We start from the raw sequence: 17,961 nt of genomic DNA, 5'->3' as shown, positions 1-17,961 counted from the left end.
ATGCTCGACTTCCTCGAACTGGAGGAGACGGTCGGCCGTGCCTGGCACCGGATGGTCGGCGGCACTGCGAGCTATCCGGTTCACGCCGAGCACGCGGTGTCGCTTGCGGAGGTGAGGGGCCGGATCGCGGTGATGTTCCGTGCGCTCGGCGGCGAGGCCGGCGTGCAGATCGCAAGCGCCGGCGCCCGCAAGTCCGGGCACCGGCTCGGCTGGCGGCAACGCATCGGCCTCGGCGACGAGCGCCTCGAGCAGCCGGGCCGCGACGCCGCAACCATCTTCCTGCCCGATCGCATCGCGATCTTTCCCGACCGTGAACTGAACGCATCTCTCTATCGCTGGCTCGCGGCATGGTTCGCGGTCGCACCGATCGAGACGATCGTGCTGACCGATCCGCTCAGGCGCGATCTGCTGGTGCTGCGCCGGGCCGCCGAGACGGCGGTCTTTGTGCTCACACATTTTCCCGGGCTCGTCGCCGACTATGCGCGGCTCGCCGCGGCAACCGCCGAGGCCCGGCCGCGGCGCCCCTTGCCGCGCATCGAGCAGGAGGTCGAGCAGATCGTTCTCGCCCTGCTCGGAGCGGGATCTGCGCCCGCGGGCAAATTGTGGCCGGCGATGATGGGAACGGGGCCGCTGCCGGACAAGGCGCCGCCGGGCTATCGTTCGATCCTGCCGTGCCCGCTCTGGGGCGATTGCTGGACGCGCGAGCTGTCGCCCGCGCATGCAGGCGAGGACGAGTGCGCTGATGGCGCGGAGGCCGCGGCCGAGGACAATCGCAAGCGTTTCGCCGTCCGCGAGCGCGAGGACGGCGCCAGCCGCAGCGATCCCTTCGTGCTCAACCGCTTCGAAAAGATCCTTGCGATGGCCGAGATGGTCAATGTCGACCGTCCCGCCGATGACAGCGAGGACGACGACGCGCGGAAGGCGGCCGACGATCTCGAGGAGATCACGCTGACCCGCCGCAGCGGCAAGCCGGCGAGCCGTTTCAAATTCGATCTCGACCTGCCGCCGGAAGCCCTCGATGCCTCGCGCTTGAATGCGGATTTGACCTATCCCGAATGGGATTTTCGCAGCGGCTCCTATCTGCCCGATCATTGCCGCGTGCTCGCCGGCGCAGCCTCCGAGACCGGCGAAAGCTGGACGCCTGATGAGACCATGCGCCGGCATATCCGCCAGGTGCGCCGCCGCTTCGAAATCTTGCGACCGCGCCACGAATTGATGCGCGCGCAAGCTGATGGCCATGATCTCGACCTTGACGCACTCGTGCGCGCGCGGTGCGATCTTCGTGCTGGCGGCAATGGCGCTGGTCTTGATCGCGTCCACATGGCCATGCGGCCGGAAGGGCACGATCTCGCAGTGAGCCTGCTGGTCGACGTCTCGCTCTCGACGGACGCGTGGGTCGATGGCTATCGCGTGCTCGACGTCGAGAAGGAAGCGCTGCTCGTGCTCGCGCACGGGCTGTCGGCCTGCGGTGACCACCACAGCATCCTCACCTTCACCTCGCGCCGGCGGTCCCGGGTGCGGCTCGAAACGATCAAGGCGTTCGGCGAGCCGATGAGCGGCGCAGTGGAGCGCCGCATCGGCGCGCTCAAGCCGGGTTACTACACGCGGATCGGCGCAGCGGTGCGCCACGCCTCGGCCGAGCTTGCGCGCCAGCCGCAGCGCAAGAAGCTGCTGCTCGTCCTCACCGACGGCAAGCCGAACGACGTCGATCACTATGAGGGGCGCTTTGCGGTCGAGGACACCCGCAAATCCGTGCAGGAAGCGCGCCGGCTCGGCATCGCGGTCTTCGGCGTGACGGTCGATGCGACCGCGCAGTCCTACTTTCCGACGCTGTTCGGGCGCGGCGGCTATGCGATCGTCGGCAACATCAAGCGCTTGCCCGCGGCGCTGCCGGCGATCTACCGGCAGGTGGCGCATTGATGAGCGGAGAAGCAGCGCCCGACACGACTGGTTAATCGCATCTGAACGCTCTCAAGCCCGGCCATGACGATGTGGAGGCTTCCATGTTCCACGCTCTCGCAAGAGATGCGATTACCTGCCTGAGCCACCATGCTCAGGTGAGCTATTGCTCACTTGATGGGTATATGATCGAATGGCCGGATGGACCAAAGCCGGCCGAAACCCGATCTCATCATCTTCGATTGCGACGGCGTGCTCGTCGACAGCGAGCTATTGAGCTGCCGGTGCCTGTCCGAGGTGCTGGCCGAGTTCGGCTTCGCGCTCAGCGAAGAGCAGGCGCTCGAGCTGTTTCTTGGACGCAGCACCAAGGCGATCGAGCAGCATTACCGTGATCTCGGGCAGGCCGTGCCGGATGGCTTTCTGCCGCGCCTGAAGTCGCGCGTGCTGGAGACGTTTGCCGCCTCGCTCGAGCCGATCCCCGGGGTCGGGGCGGTGATCTCCAAACTCGCCACGCCGTTCTGCGTGGCCTCGTCCAGCGACATCGACCGCGTCTCGCTTTCGCTCGATGTCACCGGTCTTCGGGCGCATTTCGGCGCGCGGCTCTACACTGCGCAGATGGTCAGGCACGGCAAGCCGGCGCCGGATCTCTTCCTCCACGCGGCGGCGCAGATGGGCGCGGAGCCCGCGCGCTCGCTGGTGATCGAGGACAGCGTCAGCGGCGTGCAGGCGGGCAAGGCGGCCGGCATGACCGTCTGGGGATTTGTCGGCGGCAGCCATTATCGCGGCCGCGACGGCCGCGCTATATTGTCCGCCGCCGGGGCCGATCGGGTCTTCGCGCGCATGAGCGATTTCTGGGAGGCGTGATTTCAGCCATGGCCGCCGAGAACGACAAATCGAGACTCGACGACGCTGCGCGGGCCGGCTGGCTCTATTTCATTGCCGGCCATACCCAGGACGAGATCGCGAAGATGCTCCAGGTCTCGCGCGCCTCGGCGCAGCGGCTGGTCTCGCTCTGCCTTGCCGAGCGCCTCATCACCTTCCGGCTCGAACATCCCATCGCCGCCTGCATGGAATTGGCGGCGCGCCTGAAGCAGCGGTTCGATCTCGTCCATTGCGAGGTGGTGCCGGAAGATCCCGCCGCGCCGCAGGCGACCGCCGGCATTGCCGAGCGCTGCGCCAACCTGCTCGACTCCACGCTGCGCTCGGAGACTCCCGTCATCGTCGCGCTCGGCACGGGGCGGGCGGTGCGCGCCGCGGTCGAGCGCGTCACGCCGATCGACCGGCCCAATCACCAGATCGTCTCGCTGGTCGGCAACATCTCCGCCGACGGTTCGGCAAGCTTCTACGACACCGTCGGCCGGCTCGCCGACCGCACCGGCGCGCGGCACTACCCGATGCCGCTGCCGTTCCTGATGTCGTCGGAGGACGAGCGCAACAAGATGGTGCGCATCGAGCCGATCGCGAAGGTGAAGGCGGTCGCGGCCAAGGCCGATTTACGCCTCGTCGGCATCGGCCAGATGGACCAGAAGGCGCAGGTCCACGTCGACGGCTTCGTCACCCGCGACGAATTGTTCGAGATGATGCGCCTGGGGGCGATCGGCGAGATCACCGGCTGGGCCTATGACGCCAAGGGCCGCATGCTCAAGGCCGGCACCAACAAGCGCCTCACAAGCATTCCCCCGGAAGTGCCGGCCAAGACCACGACCATCGGCGCCGCGGTCGGCGCCGCCAAGGTCCCGGCGATCGCGGCGGCGTTGAGCGGAGGCCTGATCAACGGCCTGATCACGGACGAGGCGACCGCAAGGGCGATTTTGGAGCGCTGAGGCGCCGGATTTCGCTGCTCGCGCCGCTGTCATCGTCCGCGCAGGCGGACGATCCAGTACGCCGCGGCTCCTCTTAGGGCAAACCAATGGACGGCACGGCGTACTGGATGCCCCGCATTCGCGGGGCATGACACTGCGTGCGAGGCGATCGCTCGGCTCATCTCCCGCACCGCAGCACTCATAAGTTGCCAAAACGCGCGCGCGCCTGCTTGACAATCCTCTGCCCGTGAGGTGAACATACGCCCAACGCGTGAGCATATGCTCAAAACGCGAGTTTGAGGGAGGTCACCGTGAAATACGTCCTCGGCGCCGTCTGCGGCGCGTCTGTGCTGCTGGCCGTCCCCGCGATGGCCGAAACCACCCTGACGATCGCCACCGTGAACAACGGCGACATGATCCGCATGCAGGGGTTGACCGGTGAATTCACCAAGCAGAACCCTGACATCACCGTCAAATGGGTGACGCTGGAAGAGAACGTGCTGCGCCAGCGCGTCACCACCGACATCGCCACCAAGGGGGGCCAGTTCGACGTGCTCACCATCGGCACCTACGAGGTGCCGATCTGGGCCAAGAAGGGCTGGCTGGTGCCGCTCGCCAATCTCGGCGCCGATTACGACGTCGCCGACCTCCTGCCCAAGATCAAGGATGCGGTCTCCGTCGACGGCAAGCTCTACGCCGCGCCCTTCTACGGCGAGAGCTCGATGGTGATGTACCGCACCGACCTGTTCGAGAAGGCCGGCCTGAAGATGCCGGAAAAGCCGACCTGGGATTTCGTGATCGACGCGGCTAAGAAGCTCACCGACAAGAACGGCGGCACCTACGGCATCTGCCTGCGCGGCAAGGCCGGCTGGGGCGAGAACATGGCGTTCCTCTCGGCGATGGCCAATTCCTACGGCGCGCGCTGGTTCGACGAGAAATGGGAGCCGCAGTTCAACACGCCGGAATGGAAGACGACGCTGACGACCTACGTCAATCTGATGAAGGAAGCCGGCCCTCCCGGCGCGAGCTCCAACGGCTTCAACGAGAACTTGGCGCTGTTCAACGCCGGCAAATGCGCAATGTGGATCGACGCGACGGTCGCGGCGTCCTTCGTCACCAATCCCAAGGAGTCCAGGGTCGCCGACAAGGTCGGCTTCGCGCTGGCGCCCAACACCGGGCTCGGCAAGAACGCCAACTGGCTGTGGGCGTGGAGTCTCGCGATCCCTGCCGGCTCGAAGAAGTCGGACGTCGCCGAGAAGTTCATCGCCTGGGCGACCAGCAAAGACTACACCAAGATCGTGGCGGCGAAGGAGGGCTGGGCCAATGTGCCGCCAGGCACGCGCACCTCGCTCTACCAGAACCCTGAATATCTGAAGGTCGCGCCGTTCGCGAAGCTAACGCTGGCCTCGATCGACGCCGCCGATCCGAACAAGCCGACGGTGAAGCCGGTGCCTTACGTCGGCGTGCAGTACGCCGCGATCCCCGAATTCCAGGGCATCGGCACGCAGGTCGGCCAGCAGTTCTCGGCCGCGCTTGCGGGATCGATGACGGTCGATGCCGCGCTCACCGCGGCGCAATCCGTGACCGAGCGCGAGATGAAGCGCGCCGGCTACATCAAGTGAACCCGAGCTCTCCCTCCTGAGCTCAAACTGGCGGCCATCCACCAGCCCAGCCCCGGCGGATGGCCGCCTTCTTCCCCAAGAGGAGAAGTCAGGGATGGCAACCCGGCAGACGCAGTTTCTGGCGCGCGCGCTCCTGACCCCGGCCGTCGGGCTCCTGTTCATCTGGATGATCGTCCCGCTCGCGCTGACGCTCTATTTCTCGACGCTGCATTACAGCCTGCTCGATCCCGGCTCCGAGGTGTTCGTCGGGCTTGAGAATTTCCGTTACTTCCTCACCGATCCTGCCTTCCTGGCTTCGCTCCAGAACACCCTGGTGCTGGTCGGCTCGGTGCTGGCGCTGACCATCCTGCTCGGCATTCCGCTGGCGCTGTTGATGGACCAGCCGGTGATCGGCCGCAACATCGTGCGGCTGATGGTGATCGCGCCGTTCTTCGTGATGCCGACGGTGAGCGCGCTGGTCTGGAAGAACCTGTTGATGCATCCGGTCTCCGGCTTGTTCGCCTGGCTCGCCAAGCTTGTCGGGCTGACGCCGATCGACTGGTTCACCGACGCGCCGCTGCTCGCGGTGATCCTGATCGTGGCCTGGCAATGGCTGCCGTTCGCGACGCTGATTTTGCTGACCGCTTTGCAATCGCTCGATGAGGAGCAGAAGGAAGCCGCCGAGATGGACGGTGCCAGTGCGCTCTCGTCTTTTATCTACATCACACTGCCGCACATGGCGCGTCCCATCACGGTGGTGATCCTGATCGAGACCATCTTCCTGCTCACGGTGTTTGCCGAGATCTTCGTCACCACGGGCGGCGGGCCGGGCCTTCAGACCACCAACATCGCCTTCCTGATCTATTCGCAAGCGCTGATCCAGTTCGACGTCGGCAGCGCGTCGGCCGGCGGGCTGGTCGCCGTCGTGATCGCCAACATCGTCGCCTTCTTCCTTGTCCGCATCGTCGGCCGCAACCTGGAGGCTTGAACAATGGCGCGGAAGGAAACGACGCAGCGGGTGGTGATATCGACGATCGGGGCGTGGTTCTTCGGCTTCCTGATCTTCTTCCCGATCCTCTGGATGGTGCTGGCAAGCTTCAAGACAGAGCTCGAGGCCTTCGCCATTCCGCCGTCCTTCCTGTTCTTCCACTGGACCACCGAGAACTACGTCACCGTGCAGGAGCGCAGCGACTATCTGCACCATGCGATGAACTCGATCATCATCGCCGGCGGTTCGACGCTGATCGCGCTCCTGATCGCGATCCCGGCGGCGTGGTCGATGGCGTTCTCGCCGACCAAGCGCACCAAGGACATCCTGCTCTGGATGCTCTCGACCAAGATGATGCCGCCGGTCGGCGTGCTCGTGCCGATCTACCTGATCTACAAGTCCTTCGGCCTGCTCGATTCCCGCATCGGGCTCGTCTTCATCCTCTGCCTCGGCAACCTGCCGATCGTGATCTGGATGCTCTTCACCTATTTCAAGGAGATCCCGCGCGACATCCTCGAAGCCGCGCGCATGGACGGCGCCACCATCGGCCGCGAGCTTGTCTATGTCTTGACGCCGATGGCGATCCCGGGCCTGGCATCGACCATGCTGCTCAATCTGATCCTGGCCTGGAACGAGGCGTTCTGGACGCTCAATTTGGCGACGTCGGACGCTGCGCCGCTCACCACGTTCATTGCGTCCTATTCGAGCCCGGAAGGGCTGTTCTGGGCCAAGCTGTCGGCGGCCTCGACGCTGGCGATCGCGCCCATTCTCGTCCTCGGTTGGTTCAGCCAGAAGCAGCTCGTGCGCGGGCTCACCTTTGGCGCGGTAAAGTAAGAAGGGCTGCCGGATCATGGGTCAGATCACACTTCAGGACGTGCAAAAATCCTTCGGCCCCGTGCACATCATCAAGGGTGCCGATCTCGACATTGCGGACGGGTCGTTCGTGGTGTTCGTGGGGCCGTCGGGCTGCGGCAAGACCACGCTGCTGCGGCTGATCGCCGGGCTTGAGGACGTCAGCGGCGGCAAGATCCTGATCGACGGCAAGAACGTCGTCGACACGCCGCCGGCCAAGCGCGGGCTCTCGATGGTGTTCCAGTCTTACGCGCTCTATCCGCATATGAGCGTGCGCGGCAATATCGGCTTCGGGCTGAAGATGGCGGGCCTTTCCAAGGACGAGACCAACCGCAAGGTCGAGGCGGCGGCCGCGACGCTCAATCTCACGCCCTATCTCGATCGCAAGCCGCGCGAGCTTTCCGGCGGCCAGCGCCAGCGCGTCGCGATCGGCCGCGCCATCGTGCGCGAGCCCAAGGCGTTCCTGTTCGACGAGCCGCTCTCCAATCTCGACGCGGCGCTCCGCGTGCAGATGCGCATCGAGGTGACGCGGCTCCAGAAGCAGCTCGGCACCACCGCGATCTACGTCACCCATGACCAGGTCGAGGCCATGACCATGGCCGACAAGATCGTCGTGCTCAACGGCGGCAAGATCGAGCAATATGGCTCGCCGCTGCAGCTTTACGAGAAGCCCGCCAATCTGTTCGTCGCCGGCTTCATCGGCTCGCCCAAGATGAACTTCGTCACCGGCGAGCTCGCCAGGCAGCAGGGCGCGGCCACCATCGGCGTGCGGCCGGAGCATCTCAAGATCGAGCGCGACGGGACCGGCGGCTGGCAGGGGACGATCGCGGTCGCCGAGCATCTCGGCAGCGACACGTTCCTTTATGTCGATGCGGGCCAGCTTGGCATGCTGACCGCGCGCTACATCGGCGAATTGAGCCTGCATGCCGGCGATCACGTGTCGCTGGTGCCGGAGCCCGCGCGCATTCACCGCTTCGACGAGAGCGGCAACGCTCTTCGCGGCTGACAAGAAACGGAAAAACCAACATGTACCTGGAAAAATTCAAGCTGAACGGCAAGACCGCGTTCATCACCGGCGGCGGGCAGGGCATTGGGCTCGCCTGCGCCGAGGCGCTGGCCGAGGCCGGCGCCAGGGTCGTGATCGGCGATCGCGACAGCAAGGTCGCCGACAGCGCCAAGGCCGGCCTGAAGACCAAAGGGTTCGACGTGGAGAGCGCGGTCATGGACGTGACCGACACCAAGCGCGTCGCCGAGGTGGCCAATGACCTCGTCGCCCGCCACGGCAGGGTCGACATCCTCGTCAACAATGCCGGCATCGCCCGCAGCGAGACGCCGGCGGAGACGGTGACCGACGAGCACTGGCTCAACGTCATCGACGTCAACCTCAACGGCACCTTCTGGTGCTGCCGCGAGTTCGGCAAGCACATGCTGAAGGCGCAAAGCGGCGCCATCGTCAATGTCGGCTCGATGTCCGGCTTCATCGTCAACAAGCCGCAGGAGCAGTGCTTCTACAATGCATCCAAGGCCGGCGTGCACCATCTGACCAAATCGCTCGCCGCGGAATGGGGCGCGCGCGGCATCCGCGTCAACGCGGTGGCGCCGACCTATATCGAGACGCCGCTCAACGCCTTCGTGAAGAGCAATGCGAAAATGTACGACGCCTGGATCGGCGGAACCCCGATGGCGCGGATGGGGCAGGTCGAGGAGATTGCCTCCGTCGTGCTGTTCCTCGCCTCGGAAGCCGCGAGCCTGATGACCGGAAGCATCGTGCTGGTGGATGGCGGCTACACTTGCTGGTAGGCTTGCGTCAAAACTGACGAGAGCGACCGGGAGCGACAATGCCGCGAGCGTATATCGGCGTCGACGTGGGGACCACCAGCACGCGGGCAGGGGTGTTTGACGAGGCCGGCACGCTGCTGGCGACGGCCCGGCACCCGATCAAGGTCTGGCACGAGGCCGGCGATATCGTCGAGCAGTCGTCCCAGGACATCTGGGAGGCCTGCGTGAAATCCGTGCGGGCGGCGATGGCGGAAGCTGCCATCGCGCCCGACAGCGTCGGCGGCATCGGCTTTGACGCCACCTGTTCCCTCGTGGTGCTCGACCTCCAGGGCGAGCCGCTCACCGTCAGCGACTCGGGCGAGGCGCAGCGCAACGTCATCGTCTGGATGGACCATCGCGCCACGGCCGAGGCGCGGCTGATCAACGAGACCGAGGATGCGGTGCTGCGCTATGTCGGCGGCTCGATCTCGCCCGAGATGGAGATGCCGAAACTGTTGTGGCTGAAGCGGCATCTGCGCGCGAGCTTCGACGCCGCAGGCCATTTCTTCGATCTGGCAGACTACCTGACCTGGCGCGCAACCAGCGCGCTGCAACGCTCGACCTGCACCGTCACCTGCAAATGGAATTATCTCGCCCATGACGGCGGCGGCTGGAGCGCGCCTTTCTTCAAGCGCATCGGGCTGTCCGACTTCGTCAGCGAGAAATACGCCCGCATCGGCACCGAGATCGTCGCACCGGGCACGCGGCTCGGCGCAGGTCTCACCGGCCCGGCCGCGGCCGAGCTCGGCCTGTCGCCGGGCACGCCGGTCGGTGCCTCGCTGATCGACGCCCATGCCGGCGGCATCGGCGCGATCGGCGGCCGCGATGGGTCTGGCGGGACGAGCGATGTCAGCGACCGCCTCGCCTACATCATGGGAACGTCGGCCTGCATCATGGCGACGACCAAGGAGCCCTGCTTCGTGCCGGGCGTGTGGGGTCCCTATTATTCCGGCATGGTGCCGGACTTCTGGCTCAACGAGGGTGGGCAGTCGGCCGCAGGCGCGGCGATCGACCATCTCCTCAAATCGCATCCTGGCTTTGCCGAGGCGAGCGCGGCTGCGCGGAGCGATGGCCTCGACCTCATCGAGTTCCTCGAGCGTCGCATCATCGCACGCGCCGGCGATGCCAGCCGCGCCGCGCTGCTCGCCCGCGACGTCCACGTGCTCCCCGAATTCATCGGCAATCGGTCGCCCTATGCCGATCCTGACACCCGCGCGGTGATCGCCGGCCTTGATCTCGACACCGACATCGCTTCGATGGAGCGGCTGTTCGTCGCCGGTCTCTGTGGGCTCGCCTATGGGCTTGCCGAGGTGATCGAGGCCTTTGCCGCGCATGGCGTCCGTTCCAGCATCATGATCATGGGCGGCGGCGCCAGCCGCAGCCCGCTGGTGCGTCAGATCATGGCCGACACCACGGGCCTCACCGTCGCGCTGCCGCAAACCAGGGAGCCGGTGCTGCTGGGCGCCGCAATGCTAGGTGCGGTGGCCGGCGGCGCCTATGCCTCGATCGGCGAGACCATGGCCAGGATGTCGGCGCTGGGACGCAAGAGCGAGCCGACCGCGCCCGACATGGCCGCGTTTCATTCCCGTAAGCGCGACGTATACAAGCTGCTGCGCGAGCTCGATCGCGGCAGCCGTGCCGCGATGCGCGATATCGCCGGAGGTTGAAACGAATGCTGATATCCTGCGGCGATGCGCTGATCGATTTCGTGCCGACGCGAAACGCGGAAGGCCGCGAAGCGGTGATGCCCGCGGTTGGTGGCTCCTGCCTCAACGTCGCGATCGGCATGGCGCGGCTGGGCGCACCGACCGGTTTTGTCGGCGGCATCTCGACCGACCTGTTTGGCCGCATGATCGCCGACCACGCAAGCGCCTCGCATGTCGAGCTCGGCCTTGCCACCCGCAGCGATCACCAGACCACGCTCGCTTTCGTGCGCATCGTCGCGGGCGAGTCGCATTACGCCTTCTACGATGCCGAAACGGCGACGCGGAACTGGACCTACCGGCGCGGGTCGATTCCTTTCGCGGATGTCGAAGCCCTCCATGTCGGCTCGACCACGCTGGTCAACGATCAAGGCGCGGCCGAAACCAAAGCCCTGATCGCGGACGCGCGCGCGTCCTCGACGATCTCCTTCGATCCGAACTGCCGCCCCAACCTCGTCAAGGACAAGCCGGCCTATCTCGCGCGCATGGCCGAGTTCGCAAGGAGCGCCGACCTCATCAAGATGTCGGACGTCGATTTCGCCTATCTCTATGGCGACGAGCCGTATCAGCAGCGCGCGAGCATGCTGCTCGGGCAGGGCACAAGCCTCGTCGTTATCACCCTCGGCAACAATGGCGCCATCGCCTGGCACGCGGGGGCAGGGCAGATCGAGGTCACCGCGCCCAAGGTCGAGGTCGCCGACACCATCGGCGCCGGCGACAGCTTTCAGGCGGCACTGCTGTTCGCCCTGCACAAGCAGGGGCGCCTGGCGCGGCAGCAGCTCAAGGCGATCAGTGCCGACGAGCTCCGCCGCGCGCTGTCCTTTGCCGCCAATTGCGCCGGTCTCACCTGCACCCGCCCGGGCGCCGATCCGCCCTGGAGCCATGAGATCGCCTGGCCCTTGTAGCCCGTCACAGCGGCGCGACGACCCTTTCGGCGCATTTGAGGAAGGTGCGGATCAACGGGCTGTGCGAGTCCCGCCGCCAGCACACCGCGATGTCGATGGAGTCGGTCGCATCGCGCAGCGGCCGGAATACGATGCCGTGCGGGGCGCCGAGCTTGGCGCAGGCCGGCAGGATGGCGAGACCTTCGCCGGCGAGAACCAGGCTCATCGCCGAATGCACCGTCTCCACCCGGCTCGCGATCGGCATCACGATTTGATGCCGCCGCAGCAGGGCCGCGACCATGGAAGAGGCGGGGTCCTGGTCCGGCCGCGGCAGCGCGATCAGCGGGCGGCCCTGCAATTTCGCCATCGGCACCGCACTGAGACGGGCGAGCGGCGAGCGGATCGGCATCGCCAGCATGAACGGTTGTGCGCCGACCCGCGCCACCTGGATTTCAGGGTGATGGATCGCCGGCATGCACAGCGCGACCGTGACGCTGCGGTCGAGCAGCCGTGCCTCGCGCGTCGAGGCGCTGAGCTCGGCGAAGTCGAGGTCTACGCCGGGAATCGACCGCCGCAGCTCCGGGATCAGGCGCGGCAGCACCGCATTGGCCAGCACGAACATGTAGCCGACCGACAGCCGGCCGCGCCGCCCGGATGCAACCGCACGCGCAGCTTCGGCGCCGTCGGCCGCAAGCGCCAGCGCCTCGCCGGCGCGCGCCAGCAGCGCCTGGCCCGCCTCGGTCAGGTCCATGCCGCGCGTGCCGCGGCGGAACAGCGGCGCGCCGATCTCGGCTTCCAGCTTGCGGATCTGGACCGAGAGCGGCGGCTGCGCCATGCGCAGCCGTTCGGCGGCCTTGCCGACGCTGCGCGCCTCGGCGACGGCGACGAAATAGCGGAGCCGGCGAAGATCCATTGGCATACCGAAAACGTATGGGTTGACGACCAAAATCGTATTGGACGGCGAGTTAACAAAACTGTCATTCTCGCTGTCAATGGCTGGCCAACGGGGGCCGGCTTCGGAGCGTGATGTGACGATGAACGGCGATCCCTGCCTGCTGTCCGCAACCGAGCTGCGCGGCCTCATCGCCGACAAGCGGATCTCGCCCGTCGAGATCACGCGGGCCGTGCTCGCGCGCGCCGAGGCGCTCCAGCCCCAGTTGAACTGCTTCATCACGATCTGCGGCGACGAGGCGATGGTGGCAGCGCGCGCCGCCGAGCGCAAGATGATGGCCGGCGAGCCGCTCGGCCTGCTGCATGGCATCCCCGTGACCGTCAAGGACATCGTCAACACCAAGGGGGTGAAGACCACCTTCGGCGCCGTTCCCTACAAGGACAACGTGCCGGCCGAGGACGCGGTGGCCGTGGCGCGGCTGCGCGCCGAGGGCGCGATCCTGATCGGCAAGACCACGACGCCCGAATTTGGCAGCAAATGCCTGACGGATTCGCCGCTGTTCGGCCGCACCCGAAATGCGTGGGATGCCTGCCGGTCCTCGGGCGGCTCCAGCGGCGGCGCGGCGGTTGCCGTTGCCAGCGGCATCGCGCCGCTCGCGATCGCGACCGACGGCGGCGGCTCGACGCGAATTCCGGCTGCCTGCAACGGCGTGGTGGGCTTAAAGCAGAGCAACGGCGTCATCCCGCACAGCCAGGCGCTGGATGTGTTCGGCAACCAGACCTACGTCACGCCGACCACGCGCACCGTCGCCGACACCGCGCTGATGATGCAGGCGATGGCGGGCGAGGATGCCTGCGATCCCTGGTCGATCGGCGTTCCCGTGCCCGATTTCGTCGGCACCGCCGCCCCGCGCGGCGATCTGCGCGGGCAGAGGATCCTGTACTGCCTGACGCCGCCGGGCCGTCCGGTGTCGGCCGAGGTCGCCGCCAGCTTCAGGGCGAGCCTCGACCGGCTGGCCGGGCTCGGCGCCGAGCTCGAGGAATTCTCCGGCGAAGGTTTCGACATCGAGCCGATCTGGCGCGCCATCAACCACACCGTCTGGCGCACGCGCTTTGCTAAGCTCGCGGCCGAGCACAAGGACGAGCTGAGCGAGGCCTTCCTCAAGCAGCTCGCGCTCGCCACCGAGGTCAGCGGCGTCGACTACCAGGAGGCGATGTTCGCGCGCACCGCGCTGTTCCGCCGCGTGCAATCGCTGCTTGCGCGCGGGCACTTCCTGGCGATGCCGACCCTCACGCGCACCGCGCTGCCGATCAAGCAGGATCTGTTCGGCACCATCGAGATCGACGGCGTGCATTTCGACAGCGTCCGGCCGCACTGGTTCCCCTGGACCATGCTGTTCAACATGACCGGGCATCCCGCCGTCAGCCTTCCCTCGGGCTTCGGCCGCGACGGCTTGCCGATCGGGCTTCAGCTCGTCGGCCGCTTCCGGCTCGATGCGGAATTGCTGCGCGTGAGCGCGCTGTTCGAGGCCTCCGCCGACCTCCTGTCCCGCTGGCCGGAATGACGACATGCGCATGCAGCAAGCCACTTGCGCGCAAAGGACTTGCGTCCGCCGTCCGGACATGTTGATCGTGCCGCGGATGAGCCCCGAAACCGAGCGCGCATGAGCGTATTTGTCCCAATGCGGCATGGCGCCCGCAACCCCCTTGGTGTCGTCCTGGCGAAAGCCAGGACCCATACCGCGGAATTTATCGGTGACGGGCGGTGTCAGTACCGAACGACCAGTCTTCGCCAAACCGCTCCCTGGGGTTATGGGTCCTGGCCTTCGCCAGGACGACGTCGGAGCTCGTGAGCGCATGAGCGTATTTGTCCTCCGACGTGTCTTGACCTTGCTGGCGACGCTGGTCGGCGCATCCCTGATCATTTTCCTGGTGCTGGATGCGCTTCCCGGCAATGCCGCGCAGATGCTGATGGGGGCCGACGCGTCGCCGGACGCGGTCCGCGCGCTCACCGTCAAGCTCGGGCTCGACCAGCCGCTGGCGGTTCGCTATCTGCAATGGGTCAAGGGCCTGCTCGTCGGCGATCTCGGCAACAGCTATGTCTACGGCACGCCGGTCGCCAGCCTGATCGCGGAGCGGCTGGTGCTGACCATTCCGCTCGCGATCATGGCCATGTCGATCACGGTGACGCTGGCGCTCTCGGCCGGCATCTACACCGCGGCCAACCACAACAAGCTCGGCGATGTCGGCGTGATGTCGCTGACGCAGGTCGGCATCGCGCTGCCGAATTTCTGGTTCGCGATCCTGCTGGTGCTGTTGTTCTCGGTGCGGCTGCAATGGCTCTCGGCGGGCGGCTTCGCCGGCTGGGAGGATGGCATCTGGCTGGGGGTCAAGTCGCTGCTGCTGCCGGCAATCTCGCTCGCGGTGGTGCAGGCCGCGATCCTCGCCCGCGTCACGCGCTCGGCCGTGCTCGAAGTGCTGCGCGAGGATTTCGTCCGCACCGCGCGTGCAAAGGGGCTCGGCAAGCGCGAGGTGCTGTGGCGCCACGTGCTGCGCAACGCCATGATCCCCGTGATGACGGTGATGGGCCTGCAATTCGCCAATCTGCTCGCCGGCACCATCGTGATCGAGAACGTGTTCTACCTGCCGGGCCTCGGCCGCCTGATTTTCCAGTCGATCGCCAACCGCGACCTGATCGTGGTGCGCAATTGCGTGATGCTGCTCGCGACCATGGTCGTCATCGTCAATTTCGTGGTCGACGTGCTCTATGCCTTCATCGATCCCCGCATCAAGGTGCACGACCTGTGAGCGCGCCCCTGACCACCTCGATGGATGCGCCGGTCGCCACGCGCCCGCTGCCCGCGCGCACGTTCTGGCGCCGCGCGCTGCGCCATCGCAGCTTCGTCCTCGGCGGCGCGCTGAGTCTGCTGGTGCTCGTCTCGGCGCTGCTGTCGCTGGTCTGGACGCCCTGGTCGCCCTACGAGATCGACATCGCCGCGAAGCTCCGGCCGCCATCGGCGGCGCACTGGCTCGGCACCGATTCCTTTGGCCGTGACATCGTCTCGCTGCTGCTCGCCGGCGCCCGCTCCACCATCATGGTCGGCATCATCGCGGTCAGCATCGGTCTCACCTTCGGCGTTTGTCTGGGCCTGATCGCCTCGGCGCGGCGCGGCTGGACCGAAGAGATCATCATGCGCTTCTCCGACTTCACCTTCGCCTTTCCGGCCGTGCTCTCCGCGATCATGCTCGCCGCGGTCGTCGGGCCGGGCATGGTGACCTCGATCATCGCGATCGGCATTTTCCAGATCCCGACGCTGACCCGGCTGACGCGCGGCTCGGCCAACGCGATCTGGGCGCGCGAATTCGTGCTGGCCGCGCGCGCCTCGGGGAAGGGCAGGTTTCGCATCACCATCGAGCACGTGCTGCCCAACATCCTGTCGATCCTGATCGTGCAGGCGACGATCCAGTTCGCGCTCGCCATTCTCGCGGAGGCCGCACTGTCCTATCTCGGCCTCGGCACGCAGCCGCCGCAGCCGTCCTGGGGGCGGATGCTGAACGATGCGCAGACCTTGCTGTTCCAGTCGCCGATGCTCGCGGTCTATCCCGGTGCCGCGATCGCGGTCGCCGTGCTCGGCCTCAATTTGCTCGGCGACGGCTTGCGCGATCTGCTCGATCCACGACTGGCGCGGGAGCGATGACGATGGCTGAGCGCTCCACCATGCCGCTGATCGAGGTTACCAATCTCGGCGTTCGCCTCAACACCAGCCGCGGCCCGGCGCAGGCCGTGCGCGGCGTCAGCTTCGCCCTGAAGCGCGGTGAGACGCTCGGGCTCGTCGGTGAATCCGGCTGCGGCAAGTCGGTCACCGCGATGTCCCTGATGGGCCTGTTGCCGGACAGCGCCGTGGTCTCCGGCAGCATCAAGCTCGATGGCAATGAGCTCGCCGGGCTTGCGGATGCGGATTACTGCCGCCTGCGCGGCAATCGCATCAGCATGATCTTCCAGGAGCCGATGACCGCGCTCAACCCGATGCACACGATCGGCCACCAGGTCGCCGAGCCGCTGCGGCGTCACAAGAACTTCTCGGCGTCGCAGGCGCGGAAAGAGACGATTGCCTTGCTCGATCGCGTCGGGCTGCCCGATCCGGCGCGTCGCGTCGATGCCTATCCGCACCAGTTCTCCGGCGGCCAGCGCCAGCGCATCACCATCGCGATGGCGCTCGCCTGCGAGCCCGACCTGTTGATCGCGGACGAGCCGACCACCGCGCTCGACGTCACCATCCAGGGCCAGATCCTCGACCTCATCGCCGATCTCGTCGAGGAGCGCGGCATGTCGATGATCCTGATCTCGCACGATCTCGGCGTCATCGCCGAGAACGTGCAGCGCATGATGGTGATGTATGGCGGCACCGTCGTCGAGAGCGGGCCGACCGACGAGGTGTTCCGCCGCATGGGCCATCCCTACACGCAGGGCCTGTTCCGCGCCCGTCCGAAGCTCGGCGCACGCAAGGGGACGCGGCTGAAGACGATCTCGGGCACAGTGCCGGAACTCGCCGATCTTCCGGCCGGCTGCACCTTCTCCGAACGATGTCCGCTCGTGATCGATCGCTGCCGCGCGGCGCTGCCGCCGATGGTCGAAGTCGGCCCCGGTCATGTCGTGCGCTGCGTGCGCACCGATGTCTCGATGGCCGAGAATGTCGGAGCGCTGTCCGCATGAGCACCGCGCCTCTTCTCGACGTCAGGGATCTCGAGCAGCGCTACACGCTGCCGCGCGAGAGCCTGTTCCGTCCGCCCGGGCAGGTGCGCGCGCTCAACGGCGTCAGCGTGCAGGTCGCCGCCGGCAAGAGCCTTGGCATCGTCGGCGAGTCCGGCTCTGGCAAGTCCACTTTTGCGCGCGTCGTGATGGCGCTGGAGCGGCCGACATCGGGGCAGGTCGCGCTGCTCGGCCGCGATCTCAACCGCCTCCCGGCCGATGAGCTGCGCCGCGCCCGCCGCGATTTCCAGATGGTGTTCCAGGACCCTTACGGCTCGCTCGATCCGCGCCAGACCATCGCGCGCATCGTCGCCGAACCCTTGACCGTGCTGGACGGCGCTGATCGCACCACGTTCCGGGAACGCGTCGCCGCGGTGCTGCGCCAGGTCGGCTTGCGCGATGCCGACATGGACAAATATCCGCACGAATTCTCCGGCGGCCAGCGCCAGCGCATCGCGATCGCCCGCGCGCTGATCACCCAGCCGAAGCTGATCGTCGCCGACGAGCCGGTCTCCGCGCTCGACGTCTCCGTGCAGGCCCAGGTGCTGAACCTGATGCAGGATCTCCAGGACCAGTTCGGCCTGAGCTATGTCCTGATCAGCCATGACCTCGCCGTCGTCGACTATCTCTGCGACGAGGTCGCGGTGATGTATCTCGGCCGGATCGTCGAGCAGGGGCGGCCGGAGGATCTGTTCGAGCGCTGCGCCCATCCCTATACGCGGGCGCTGCTGGACGCGGTGCCGCGGGCACGGGCCGGCGGCGGCCGGCGCCGG

At 66.8% G+C, this 17,961-nt stretch carries 16 protein-coding genes; 15 read left to right on the top strand and 1 reads right to left on the bottom strand.

Features of this window, described 5'->3' with window-relative positions; translation table 11 throughout:
• From XI08_RS15140 to XI08_RS15095, 10 genes are all read left to right on the top strand, one after another.
• Entirely contained in the window at positions 1 to 1,920 is a 1,920-nt protein-coding gene (locus XI08_RS15140) for a nitric oxide reductase activation protein NorD (RefSeq protein WP_271574992.1), read from the top strand.
• A gap of 180 nt (positions 1,921 to 2,100) precedes the next feature.
• Positions 2,101 to 2,763: an HAD family hydrolase gene (locus XI08_RS15135; RefSeq protein ID WP_271574991.1), complete on the top strand. Its 663-nt coding sequence runs from the start codon at positions 2,101 to 2,103 to the stop codon at positions 2,761 to 2,763.
• Between the two features lie 8 nt (positions 2,764 to 2,771).
• Positions 2,772 to 3,722: a sugar-binding transcriptional regulator gene (locus XI08_RS15130; protein ID WP_027546277.1), complete on the top strand. Its 951-nt coding sequence runs from the start codon at positions 2,772 to 2,774 to the stop codon at positions 3,720 to 3,722.
• Positions 3,723 to 4,012: 290 nt separating this feature from the next.
• Positions 4,013 to 5,323, top strand: coding sequence for an ABC transporter substrate-binding protein (locus tag XI08_RS15125; RefSeq protein WP_271574990.1), 1,311 nt, complete (start codon positions 4,013 to 4,015; stop codon positions 5,321 to 5,323).
• 94 nt (positions 5,324 to 5,417) lie between these two features.
• Positions 5,418 to 6,290, top strand: a complete 873-nt coding sequence (locus XI08_RS15120) for a carbohydrate ABC transporter permease (protein ID WP_271574989.1) — start codon at positions 5,418 to 5,420, stop codon at positions 6,288 to 6,290.
• A 3-nt stretch (positions 6,291 to 6,293) separates the two neighbouring features.
• A complete protein-coding gene (locus XI08_RS15115) occupies positions 6,294 to 7,124 on the top strand; it encodes a carbohydrate ABC transporter permease (RefSeq protein WP_135172648.1) in 831 nt (276 codons plus the stop codon).
• A gap of 16 nt (positions 7,125 to 7,140) precedes the next feature.
• Complete coding sequence (locus XI08_RS15110) at positions 7,141 to 8,148, top strand: ABC transporter ATP-binding protein (protein WP_271574988.1); 1,008 nt, start codon at positions 7,141 to 7,143, stop codon at positions 8,146 to 8,148.
• A 20-nt stretch (positions 8,149 to 8,168) separates the two neighbouring features.
• A complete protein-coding gene (locus XI08_RS15105; protein ID WP_271574987.1) occupies positions 8,169 to 8,942 on the top strand; it encodes an SDR family NAD(P)-dependent oxidoreductase in 774 nt (257 codons plus the stop codon).
• A gap of 38 nt (positions 8,943 to 8,980) precedes the next feature.
• Complete coding sequence (locus tag XI08_RS15100) at positions 8,981 to 10,627, top strand: FGGY-family carbohydrate kinase (protein WP_271574986.1); 1,647 nt, start codon at positions 8,981 to 8,983, stop codon at positions 10,625 to 10,627.
• Positions 10,628 to 10,632: 5 nt separating this feature from the next.
• Entirely contained in the window at positions 10,633 to 11,568 is a 936-nt protein-coding gene (locus XI08_RS15095; protein ID WP_271574985.1) for a carbohydrate kinase family protein, read from the top strand.
• Positions 11,569 to 11,572: 4 nt separating this feature from the next.
• Here XI08_RS15095 and XI08_RS15090 read toward each other — a convergent pair whose 3' ends face one another.
• Positions 11,573 to 12,460, bottom strand: a complete 888-nt coding sequence (locus XI08_RS15090; protein WP_271574984.1) for a LysR family transcriptional regulator — start codon at positions 12,458 to 12,460, stop codon at positions 11,573 to 11,575.
• A 121-nt stretch (positions 12,461 to 12,581) separates the two neighbouring features.
• On the opposite strand from XI08_RS15090, the gene XI08_RS15085 reads away from it, so the two are divergent.
• From XI08_RS15085 to XI08_RS15065, 5 genes are all read left to right on the top strand, one after another.
• Positions 12,582 to 14,003, top strand: a complete 1,422-nt coding sequence (locus XI08_RS15085) for an amidase (protein ID WP_271575015.1) — start codon at positions 12,582 to 12,584, stop codon at positions 14,001 to 14,003.
• A gap of 292 nt (positions 14,004 to 14,295) precedes the next feature.
• Positions 14,296 to 15,246, top strand: coding sequence for an ABC transporter permease (locus XI08_RS15080; RefSeq protein WP_271574983.1), 951 nt, complete (start codon positions 14,296 to 14,298; stop codon positions 15,244 to 15,246).
• A complete protein-coding gene (locus XI08_RS15075) occupies positions 15,243 to 16,136 on the top strand; it encodes an ABC transporter permease (RefSeq protein WP_135172655.1) in 894 nt (297 codons plus the stop codon). Before XI08_RS15080 ends, XI08_RS15075 begins: the two co-directional genes overlap by 4 nt.
• A 2-nt stretch (positions 16,137 to 16,138) precedes the next feature.
• Positions 16,139 to 17,152, top strand: coding sequence for an ABC transporter ATP-binding protein (locus XI08_RS15070; protein WP_271574982.1), 1,014 nt, complete (start codon positions 16,139 to 16,141; stop codon positions 17,150 to 17,152).
• Positions 17,149 to 17,961, top strand: an 813-nt coding sequence (locus tag XI08_RS15065; protein ID WP_271574981.1) for an ATP-binding cassette domain-containing protein, incomplete at its 3' end; no start/stop codon positions are given. The genes XI08_RS15070 and XI08_RS15065, both read left to right, overlap by 4 nt.

This window comes from Bradyrhizobium sp. CCBAU 11361 (assembly GCF_028128935.1).
Classification (GTDB): Bacteria; Pseudomonadota; Alphaproteobacteria; order Rhizobiales; family Xanthobacteraceae; genus Bradyrhizobium; species Bradyrhizobium niftali.
Note: the sequence above shows the minus strand (reverse complement) of the source record. Positions and strands in the feature narration are given on the sequence as shown.

Coding starts and splice junctions, on each gene's coding strand:
- XI08_RS15140 (WP_271574992.1), top strand. CDS start 1: ATGCTCGACTTCCTCGAACTGGAGGAGACGGTCGGCCGTGCCTGGCAC.
- XI08_RS15135 (WP_271574991.1), top strand. CDS start 2,101: ATGGACCAAAGCCGGCCGAAACCCGATCTCATCATCTTCGATTGCGAC.
- XI08_RS15130 (WP_027546277.1), top strand. CDS start 2,772: ATGGCCGCCGAGAACGACAAATCGAGACTCGACGACGCTGCGCGGGCC.
- XI08_RS15120 (WP_271574989.1), top strand. CDS start 5,418: ATGGCAACCCGGCAGACGCAGTTTCTGGCGCGCGCGCTCCTGACCCCG.
- XI08_RS15115 (WP_135172648.1), top strand. CDS start 6,294: ATGGCGCGGAAGGAAACGACGCAGCGGGTGGTGATATCGACGATCGGG.
- XI08_RS15110 (WP_271574988.1), top strand. CDS start 7,141: ATGGGTCAGATCACACTTCAGGACGTGCAAAAATCCTTCGGCCCCGTG.
- XI08_RS15105 (WP_271574987.1), top strand. CDS start 8,169: ATGTACCTGGAAAAATTCAAGCTGAACGGCAAGACCGCGTTCATCACC.
- XI08_RS15100 (WP_271574986.1), top strand. CDS start 8,981: ATGCCGCGAGCGTATATCGGCGTCGACGTGGGGACCACCAGCACGCGG.
- XI08_RS15095 (WP_271574985.1), top strand. CDS start 10,633: ATGCTGATATCCTGCGGCGATGCGCTGATCGATTTCGTGCCGACGCGA.
- XI08_RS15090 (WP_271574984.1), bottom strand. CDS start 12,460: ATGGATCTTCGCCGGCTCCGCTATTTCGTCGCCGTCGCCGAGGCGCGC.
- XI08_RS15085 (WP_271575015.1), top strand. CDS start 12,582: ATGAACGGCGATCCCTGCCTGCTGTCCGCAACCGAGCTGCGCGGCCTC.
- XI08_RS15080 (WP_271574983.1), top strand. CDS start 14,296: ATGAGCGTATTTGTCCTCCGACGTGTCTTGACCTTGCTGGCGACGCTG.
- XI08_RS15070 (WP_271574982.1), top strand. CDS start 16,139: ATGGCTGAGCGCTCCACCATGCCGCTGATCGAGGTTACCAATCTCGGC.